Source organism: uncultured Campylobacter sp. (assembly GCF_905371695.1).
Classification (GTDB): Bacteria; Campylobacterota; Campylobacteria; order Campylobacterales; family Campylobacteraceae; genus Campylobacter_A.
On the sequence record NZ_CAJPMA010000072.1, the window covers coordinates 1 to 8,839 of the forward strand.

The window sequence follows — 8,839 nt, forward strand, 5'->3', positions numbered from 1 at the left end:
TTCGATTATAGCGACATAGAACCCAGCATAGCGAATAAAAGCCGCGAATTTATGGAAGTAGGGATCGTAGGGCTCGGGCTAATGGGAGGCTCGTTGGGGCTAGCGCTAAAAGAGGAAAAATTAATCTCGTGCGTTAGCGGTTGCGACGCAAATTTCGCGCATGAACAAAAAGCGCTAGAACTAGGACTCGTGCATGAAATTTTAGGCCTCGACGAGATGAAGCGAAAATGCGACATTATATTTTTGGCGATTCCGGTCGAAGCTATTATAAAAATTACTCAAGATTTAGAGGACGTCGGCGAGAACACGACGATCATCGATCTGGGCTCTACTAAACAAAAAATTATCGAAGCCGTCCCCGCTAAAATTCGAGCGAATTTTATCCCCGCTCACCCGATGGCGGGTACGGAATATTCGGGTCCCGAGGCTGCTTTTAAGAGCCTATATAACGGTGCGGTCGTCGTCGTGTGCGACTTCGAGGAGAGCCATGAAATGCATGTAAAACGCGCGGTCGAGCTGTTTTCTCATCTGGGTATGAAAATCGTATTTATGAGCGCGAGCGAGCACGACCACCACGTCGGACTAATCTCTCATTTACCCCACGCTATCGCGTTTTCGCTAGCTAGCGGCGTACTAAAAGAGGAGGATAGACGCCACATTATGGCGCTGGGCGGCCCGACGTTTCGCGGTATGATACGCGTAGCTAAAAGCTCGCCGGTTATGTGGAGCGATATTTTTAAACAAAATAAGCAAAATTTAATTGGCGCGATTAATATGTTTAAAAACGAGCTTAGCGAGTGCGAGAAATTGGTAAGAGACGAGCGCTGGGACGAACTTTATTCATGGATGAACGATGCTAGGAAAATCCGCGAAATTTTGTAATTAACTTTGAATTTATCGATTTTATGTAAAATTCGGGCTTTAAATTTCTGAAATTTTAAGGTATTTAGGATGAGAAGAAGAGGATTCGGCGGCGCGATAGGGACGTTGCTATTCATCGTGATTTTCGGCGGGATAACCGGATATATGCTAACTTCCGACGACTTTGAGCGAAACGCGCCGATGATCGGTATAAAAGATAAAGTTTATTGGAATTTACGCTCGCCTATGAGTATAAAATTTAAAGACGATAAAGGCGTAAAATTTGTTAGAATTAGCATAAACGACGGCAAAAACGACCTAAATTTGCTAAATCAAGTCATACAAAACCCGACGCCCGAGCTTGACATAAATTTAACCTTTCCTAAAACGGGATTTTTCAGCGCTAAAGATACCTACGAGCTAAGTATCGAAGCGACCGATACTAGCAAGTGGAATTTTTTCTCCGGTAATAAAGCCAGTAAAAAAGTTCAGGTCGTGCTAGATACTACAAAGCCCGATTTATACATACTTTCGCAAAGTTATTCCATCTCAAAGGGCGGAAGCGCGGTAGTGGTATTTAAGGCTACCGACAACGAGCTAAAAGAAGCTTACGTAGAGACTAATTACGGCAAAAGATTTGAAGCGACGCCGTTTTATAAAGAGGGCTACTACGCCGCGCTAGTGGCGTGGCCGGCACAGGTCGAAAATTTTAGCGCCGAAGTCGTCGCGCGCGATTTTGCCGGCAACGAAAGCAAATCGCACGTGAGATATTTCTACGAAAAGATAAAATATAAAACCTCAAATATTACTTTAAAAGATAACTTTTTGGACGGTAAAATCTCCGATTTAACCGATAAGTACGCAAAAGACCCCGGCGCGCTATCCCGCCTTGCGAAGATGAAATTCGTAAATGAAATCCTGCGCGACGCGAACGATAAAAAAATTTCCGAAGTAACGGCGAGCGCGGGTACGGACTTGCTTACTAATTTTGATATTTTGCCGTTTTATCCGCTAAGAAACGGCAAAAAAGTGGCGGATTTCGCCGACCATCGCTTTTATATCTACAATAACGAGCCCGTAAGCGAATCGTGGCATATGGGACTTGATTTAGCTAGCGTAGCCGGCGCGCCGATAATTACCAGCAACGCGGGCAAGGTCGCATTCGTGGGCGATAACGGCATTTACGGGCTAAATATTATCATCGATCATGGGTTTGGGCTGTATTCGCTTTACGCGCATTGTTCTAGCTCGCCTTTAAAAACGGGCGACAGCGTGCGCGCCGGCGATGAAATAGGCACCACGGGTATGAGCGGGCTGGCGCTCGGCGATCATTTGCACTTTGGAATTTTGGTGCAGGGCGAAGAGGTTAGACCGCAGCAGTGGCTAGATAAAAAATGGGTAAAGGATAACGTAATTAGCGTGCTTGACGCGGCTAAAAAGATGATAGATAAGAACTAATTTGCAAAAAATGCTTAAAAGTGCTATTATCCGCATAGAATTTTAAGGAAAAAAAGTGAGACAAACTACTATCGCAAAAAGAGTCGAAAGCGTGGGTATCGGCTTGCATAAGGGCGAGCCGATAAGGTTGATACTCGAACCGCTTGAAGCAAATACGGGGATAATTTTACACCGAAGCGATCTCGGCGTAAGCTTTAAAGCCGAGCCTAAAAACGTCGTAAATACGCAGATGGCGACGGTCGTAGGCAATGAAAAGGGCTTTGTGAGCACTATCGAGCACTTGCTATCGGCGATTAACGGATACGGTATAGACAATATAAGAATTTGCGTCGACGCGAACGAAATTCCGGTTATGGACGGTAGCGCGATAAGCTTTTGCATGCTGCTGGACGAAGCGGGCGTAGCGGATCTTGACGAGCCTAAACGCGTGATTTTGGTCCGCAAGGAAGTCGAGGTAAGAGAAGGTAATAAATTCGTAAAAACGACGCCTTCGCTAAATCCGAAATTCGACTATTCGATAAAATTCGACCATCCCGTAATCGGCGAACAAAGATACGTTTTCGAGTTTAGCAAGAGCAATTTTATCAAGCAGATCGCTCGCGCTAGAACGTTCGGATTTTTAAAAGATTTACAAAAGCTACAATCACAAAATTTAGCGTTAGGCGCATCGCTCGATAACGCCGTGGCAATCGACGATAATAGAATTTTAAATCCCGAGGGATTGCGTTTTGAAAACGAATTCGTTCGCCATAAAATTTTAGACGCTATCGGCGATTTAAGCCTACTGGGTGCTCCGCTTTTAGGCGACTACGCCGCGTTTGCGGGAAGCCACGACCTAAATCATAAGCTCACTTTGGCGGTTTTGGCCGACGAAAAAAACTATGAAATCGCCGCTTTAAAAGGCGAGTTGCTAAAAGACTACCGAAAGGTATTCGCATAAAAAACATCGAATTGCTAGTCGTTTCGTTAGCTCAGCCTTTGCTAGTCGGGTTATACGAAAACGGCGTAAAATTTAGAGAATTTTCTACCTGCGAACACGCCAGCGAAGCGTTGATTAAAATTTTAGCCCAAATTTCAAACGAATATAAAATTTCAAAAATCATCTACGCAAATACTCCCGGAAGTTTCATGGGGCTTAAAGTAGCCTACGTGATTTTAAAGACCTTTTGCATAGTAAAAGAGTGCGAATTCGCCGCGGTAAGCGGCTTTGAGCTAAACGGAGGCAAACCCATACGCGCCAATAAAGTTTTAAGCTTCGTACTAGAAAACGGCGAAATAATGCTTAAAGCCGCGCATCCCGGCGAGTTTAGCCTACCTGAAAATTTAGATAAATTAAAACTAAATTTAGATACTCTTCCGAATTATTTAATACAAGCGGTTTAGGAGAATTTTTGAATATTTTAGTCCCCGCCACGAGCGCGAATTTAGGACCGGGATTTGACGCGTTGGGTCTTAGTTTAAAGCTCTACAACGAGATTAGCATTAGCCCCGCAAAATTTAGCTCCATTTCTATTAGCGGCGAAGGGAGTACTAACGTAACGCTAAAACGAAACAACATTTTTATTAGCATTTTTAACGAAATTTTTTTAGAGCTTACCGGTAAGACGCAAAATTTTAGGATGGTTTTTAATAATAAAATCCCCTTTTCAAGAGGACTGGGCAGTAGTTCGGCGGTTATCGTCGCGGCGATTGCGAGCGCTTACGAGGCGGCGGGATTTAAAGCGCAGAAAAATACTATTTTAAACCGCGCGCTAGTTTACGAAAATCATCCCGATAATATTTCGCCCGCGGTTTTGGGCGGTTTTATCAGCGCGATCGTAGAAAACGGCGCGGTGCTAGCAAATAAATTCGAAATAAGCGACGAGTTAAAAGCCGTCGTCGTAATCCCCGATAAAGCGATGAATACGAACGCTTCAAGACAAATTTTACCAAAAAGCTATTTAATGAAAGAGTGCGTAAATAATCTCTCTCATGCGGCGTTTTTGACCGCGTGTTTCGCGCAAAAAAGATACGATCTATTGCGCGCGGCGTGCAAGGACGCGATGCACGAAGAGCGCCGTATGAATGCGCTTAGCGAGCTTTTTGAAGTACGAAAATTCGCCTACGAAAACGGCGCCTTAATGAGCTCTCTTTCAGGCTCTGGATCTAGCTTTTTAAATATCGCTTACGAGAGCGACGCGCAAAATTTAAGAGATAGATTGGCTACGAAATTCGAGAAATTTAGGGTCGAAATTTTATCGTTCGATAACGACGGATTTATTATAAAACAAAGCTAAAAGCAAGCAAAAAAAAGATAAAATGAATAAAAGCAAGCCCGTTAGAATGTGCGTTTCGTGCAAAATTAGAGCCGAGCAAAATTCGCTAAATAGATACCGCGTAAACGGCGGCGAGATTAAGCGCGGTAAAGGGGACGGACGCAGCTTTTATCTTTGCGGCGATTGCCTAAAAAAAGACGGAAAAATACTAAAAAAAATACTTGATAGATACCTAAAAAGCGTTAGCGGCTTAGAGGCGTCAAATTTAAAGGAGAAACTCTTAAATGAGCAATGTTAGGATTTCAGAAATAGCAAACGAGCTGGGATACCCAAGTAAAGAGATAGTAGAAAAAGCTCAACAGCTCGGTTTAAAGGTTAAAACGCATTCAAACGCCGTTAGTCTAGAAGAAGCCGAAGCCATATACGAATACGTACAATCGGGCGTAATCCCCGAAAAATTTAAGAAAAAAACGCAGAGCGCAAAGCCTAAAAGCGATGCTAAAAAAAGCGCGAAATCGGACACAAAAGGCGACGAAAAGCAAAGCGCGGAGGAAAATTTAGCAAAGGATAAAACCGCAAAGGCCGCGAAATCAAAAACCGCTAAACCGCAAGAAGACGCTAAAATTTCGTCAAAATCCGCGCCAGATTCAAGCGAGGAATCTAAAATTTTAGAGCCCGAGCAAAATTTAAAAGAGGCTAAAAAAACAGAAGAGCAGCCTAAAATCCCCGAGCCCGTTAAAGAAAGTCTAGCCGATGCGAGCCAAAAGCGTCGCGGACTGGTTATCGTTAAAAAAGCCAAATCCCAAGAACCCGCACGCCCGGAGCGAAGGGTTAGCGCTCCTGCGTTAGAGATAAATAGCCTGCAAAGTATGTTTTCAAACAGCGACGAAAATTTGGCTCGCAAAAAGAAAAAAGATAAAAAGCCCGTCCAAACGCACAAAAAAGAGGGCGCGCAAAAGATGGACCTACTTGGCGGAAGCGATTTTGCCGATATCGTGATTGAGGATGAAGACGTAGTCGTATTGCCAGATTTTACTTTCCGCGCGCCTACGCCGCAACCAGCGCAGAAAACCAATCAACCTAACGTTTTTAGAAATTCGCAAAACCAAGCGGCAAATCCGTTTGAAGGCGGTATCCAGCGCCGCGCTCGCAAAAAACACAAAAAGCCCGAGCGCGCTCAAAATTTAGAGGCCGTAACGCAGGTTAATATCCCGAAAGAAATTCGCGTTTACGAGTTTGCCGAGAAGCTGAATAAGCAGCCTAGCGAGATCATAGGAAAGCTTTTTATGCTGGGCATGATGACTACTAAAAACGACTTTTTAGACGAGGATGCGATCGAAATTTTAGCCGACGAGTTTAACGTCGAGGTAAATATCATAGACGATACCCAGGACTTCGACTACGTAGCCGCATACGAAGAAGAACGCCGAGACGATGAAAATTTAGAGCCGCGCGCGCCGGTGATTACTATTATGGGTCACGTCGATCACGGTAAAACGAGCCTGCTAGATTATATCCGCAAAACTCGCGTGGCTTCGGGCGAAGCGGGCGGCATCACGCAGCACGTAGGCGCTTATATGGTAAATAAAAACGGTAAGAATATCACCTTTATCGATACCCCCGGCCACGAGGCGTTTACCGCGATGAGGGCGCGCGGAGCGGGAGTTACCGATATAGTAATCGTAGTAGTCGCCGCGGACGACGGCGTCAAGCCTCAGACCAAAGAAGCGATAAACCATGCAAAAGCAGCGGGCGTACCGATAATCATCGCTATAAACAAGATGGATAAAGAGGCGGCGAATCCTGATTTGGTTAAAACGGGTCTTGCAGAGCTTGACGTAATGCCTACCGAGTGGGGCGGACAGCACGAGTTCGTACCTATCTCGGCAAAAACCGGAGCCGGCATAGACGAACTTCTTGAAATCGTGCTTTTGCAGGCGGAAATTTTAGATTTAAAAGCCAATCCTAACGCAAGCGCGAAAGCTACCGTAATAGAAAGCTCGCTTCAAAAAGGGCGCGGCCCCGTGGCTACTATAATCGTAGAAAACGGCTCGTTAAAAGTAGGTGATACGGTGGTTGCGGGTGTGGCTTACGGTAAGATAAGAAGCCTGCTTGACGATCAGGGGCGGAATTTAAAGCAAATTCGTCCTGGCGAATGCGGCGTCATCGTAGGTCTTAGCGAAGTGGCCGAGGCGGGCGAGACGCTAATTAGCGTTAAAACCGATAAAGAAGCGCGCGAGTACGCCCAGAAAAAAGCCGAATATTTGCGCCAAAAAGAACTTAGTAAATCGACTAAGGTCAGCATCGACGAGCTTAGCGCTAAAATCGCCGAAGGCGAGCTAAAAACGCTGCCGGTTATCGTAAAAGCGGACGTTCAAGGCTCTCTTGAAGCGTTAAAAGTGAGCCTTGAAAAGCTAGCCAACGACGAAGTAAAAGTAAATATAATCCATTCGGGCGTGGGCGGTATTACCCAAAGCGACGTCGCGCTAGCCGGAGCCAGCGAAAACTGCGTGATACTTGGCTTTAATATCCGCCCGACCGGCGAAATTAAAGAAAAAGCCAAAGAAAGCGGCATAGAGATAAAAACCTATAACGTAATTTATAATCTAATCGACGACGTTAAGGCGATTTTAGGCGGTCTAATGTCGCCGGTAATCCGCGAAGAGCAGCTCGGTCAAGCGCAGGTTCGTCAAGTTATAAACGTCCCTAAAATAGGCGCGATCGCAGGTTGTATCGTGACCGAGGGCACGATAAACAGAGGCGCTAAAATTCGCTTAATCAGAAACGGCGTAGTCGTCCACGAGGGTACGGTAAGCTCGCTAAAACGCTTTAAAGACGACGTTAAAGAGGTCGCCAAAGGCTACGAGTGCGGCGTAGGCATAGACGGTTACAACGACATTAGAGAAGGCGATTATATCGAAAGCTTTAAAGAGATAGAGGAGCAAGCGAGCCTATGAATGCCGCCGAGATAAAGCGCATGCGTACGGAAAGCGTGCTAAAAGAGCTAATTCCGGAGGCTTTGGCTACGCTTGAAGACAGTATGCTAAAAGGGCTTTGCGTGACGGACGTAGAGTGTAAAAAAGGGCGCTACGACGCGTTCGTATATCTTGATAAAATGGCATTCGACGAGCGCGAACAAGAGTACGTTTTAGCTCATTTAAAGCGCGTCGCGCGTCATATACAAAACCACTGCATGGCGGCGGAAGGCTGGTATAGGGCGCCGAATTTTCACTTTAAATTCGACGACCGCTTGGAATATCAAAATAAAATGGATAGCCTGTTTGAGAAAATTTCAAAGGATTTGGGCAAATGAATAATTTAGAAACGCTGATCGCGCAATGCGGCGTAGAGCTTTACGATACCGAGATCTCAAACGAAAACGGCAGAACGATTTATAGAATTTTCATCGCCAAGCAAGGCGGCGTGAGCCTAGACGACTGCGAAGCGGTTAGTCGCTTGCTTTCGCCGATTTTTGACGTAGAGCCGCCCGTTTCGGGGGACTATAATTTAGAAGTTAGCTCGCCCGGATTAGAGCGTAAATTAAGCGAACCGAGGCATTTTAAGGCGAGCCTGGGCGAACTGGTAAAAATACAAGCGGCGGATAAAATTTCGGGCAGGCTTATTAAAGCGAACGACGAAACGATCGCCGTGCAAAACGACGACGGCGTATTCGAGATAGAAATTGGCGCGATTAAAAAAGCGCGAACTTACGTGGAGTGGTAAATGTTAAGCGATATCGAGATCACGCATCAAGCCGCGCTGGCGCCGATAAGCCAAATTGCGAAAAAACTTGGATTAACGGGCGATGAAGTCGAGCCGTACGGAAAATTTAAGGCTAAAATTTCGCCTCGTCTGGGTGCGTCTAAATCAAAGCTTATTCTAGTAACGGCCACTAACCCGACGCCTTACGGCGAGGGCAAAACTACGATGTCTATCGGGCTTGCAGACGCGCTTTCTCGTCTAAACAAGCGCGTTTGCCTAGCGCTTCGCGAGCCTAGTCTGGGGCCCGTATTCGGTATAAAAGGCGGCGCGGCGGGCGGCGGATACTCGCAGCTTGCGCCGATGGAGGATCTAAATTTGCATTTTACGGGCGACTTTCATGCAATAACGTCGGCGAATAACCTAATCGCCGCTATGATAGATAATTCGCTTTATCAAGGCAATCCGTTAAAAATAGGCAAAATTTTATGGAAGCGCTGTATGGATATGAACGACCGCGCTGCTGGCAAAAATCGCGGCGGAACAAGGCGTGCGGCATTGGGTGC

At 45.8% G+C, this 8,839-nt stretch carries 10 protein-coding genes; all 10 read left to right on the forward strand.

Annotated elements, in window-relative coordinates; translation table 11 throughout:
* Nucleotides 1-51 precede the first annotated feature (51 nt).
* Nucleotides 52-882 carry a prephenate dehydrogenase gene (locus tag QZ147_RS06900; protein ID WP_295148613.1) on the forward strand — a complete coding sequence of 277 codons (831 nt, stop codon included), beginning with the start codon at nt 52-54 and terminating at the stop codon, nt 880-882.
* Between the two features lie 69 nt (nt 883-951).
* On the forward strand, nt 952-2,319 hold the full coding sequence (locus QZ147_RS06905) for a M23 family metallopeptidase (RefSeq protein WP_295148590.1): 1,368 nt from the start codon (nt 952-954) through the stop codon (nt 2,317-2,319).
* Between the two features lie 55 nt (nt 2,320-2,374).
* On the forward strand, nt 2,375-3,259 hold the full coding sequence (gene lpxC / locus QZ147_RS06910) for a UDP-3-O-acyl-N-acetylglucosamine deacetylase (RefSeq protein WP_295148593.1): 885 nt from the start codon (nt 2,375-2,377) through the stop codon (nt 3,257-3,259).
* Nucleotides 3,260-3,297: 38 nt separating this feature from the next.
* Entirely contained in the window at nt 3,298-3,702 is a 405-nt protein-coding gene (locus tag QZ147_RS06915; RefSeq protein ID WP_295148616.1) for a glycoprotease, read from the forward strand.
* A gap of 8 nt (nt 3,703-3,710) precedes the next feature.
* Nucleotides 3,711-4,595 (forward strand): homoserine kinase, encoded by an 885-nt coding sequence (thrB, locus tag QZ147_RS06920; RefSeq protein ID WP_295148596.1) that lies wholly within the window; start codon nt 3,711-3,713, stop codon nt 4,593-4,595.
* 22 nt (nt 4,596-4,617) lie between these two features.
* Entirely contained in the window at nt 4,618-4,872 is a 255-nt protein-coding gene (locus QZ147_RS06925; RefSeq protein ID WP_295148599.1) for a hypothetical protein, read from the forward strand.
* Nucleotides 4,859-7,531 (forward strand): translation initiation factor IF-2, encoded by a 2,673-nt coding sequence (gene infB, locus QZ147_RS06930; RefSeq protein WP_295148601.1) that lies wholly within the window; start codon nt 4,859-4,861, stop codon nt 7,529-7,531. Before QZ147_RS06925 ends, infB begins: the two co-directional genes overlap by 14 nt.
* Nucleotides 7,528-7,887: a 30S ribosome-binding factor RbfA gene (gene rbfA, locus QZ147_RS06935; protein ID WP_295148604.1), complete on the forward strand. Its 360-nt coding sequence runs from the start codon at nt 7,528-7,530 to the stop codon at nt 7,885-7,887. Before infB ends, rbfA begins: the two co-directional genes overlap by 4 nt.
* The gene (gene rimP, locus QZ147_RS06940; RefSeq protein ID WP_295148607.1) at nt 7,884-8,297 is read left to right on the forward strand and encodes a ribosome maturation factor RimP; all 414 of its coding nucleotides are present in this window, start codon (nt 7,884-7,886) and stop codon (nt 8,295-8,297) included. The genes rbfA and rimP overlap by 4 nt, the downstream gene beginning before the upstream one ends.
* A partial coding sequence (locus QZ147_RS06945; RefSeq protein WP_295148610.1) for a formate--tetrahydrofolate ligase occupies nt 8,298-8,839 on the forward strand: 542 nt, incomplete at its 3' end.

Coding starts and splice junctions, on each gene's coding strand:
- rbfA (WP_295148604.1), top strand. CDS start 7,528: ATGAATGCCGCCGAGATAAAGCGCATGCGTACGGAAAGCGTGCTAAAA.
- QZ147_RS06900 (WP_295148613.1), top strand. CDS start 52: ATGGAAGTAGGGATCGTAGGGCTCGGGCTAATGGGAGGCTCGTTGGGG.
- QZ147_RS06925 (WP_295148599.1), top strand. CDS start 4,618: ATGAATAAAAGCAAGCCCGTTAGAATGTGCGTTTCGTGCAAAATTAGA.
- QZ147_RS06905 (WP_295148590.1), top strand. CDS start 952: ATGAGAAGAAGAGGATTCGGCGGCGCGATAGGGACGTTGCTATTCATC.
- infB (WP_295148601.1), top strand. CDS start 4,859: ATGAGCAATGTTAGGATTTCAGAAATAGCAAACGAGCTGGGATACCCA.
- rimP (WP_295148607.1), top strand. CDS start 7,884: ATGAATAATTTAGAAACGCTGATCGCGCAATGCGGCGTAGAGCTTTAC.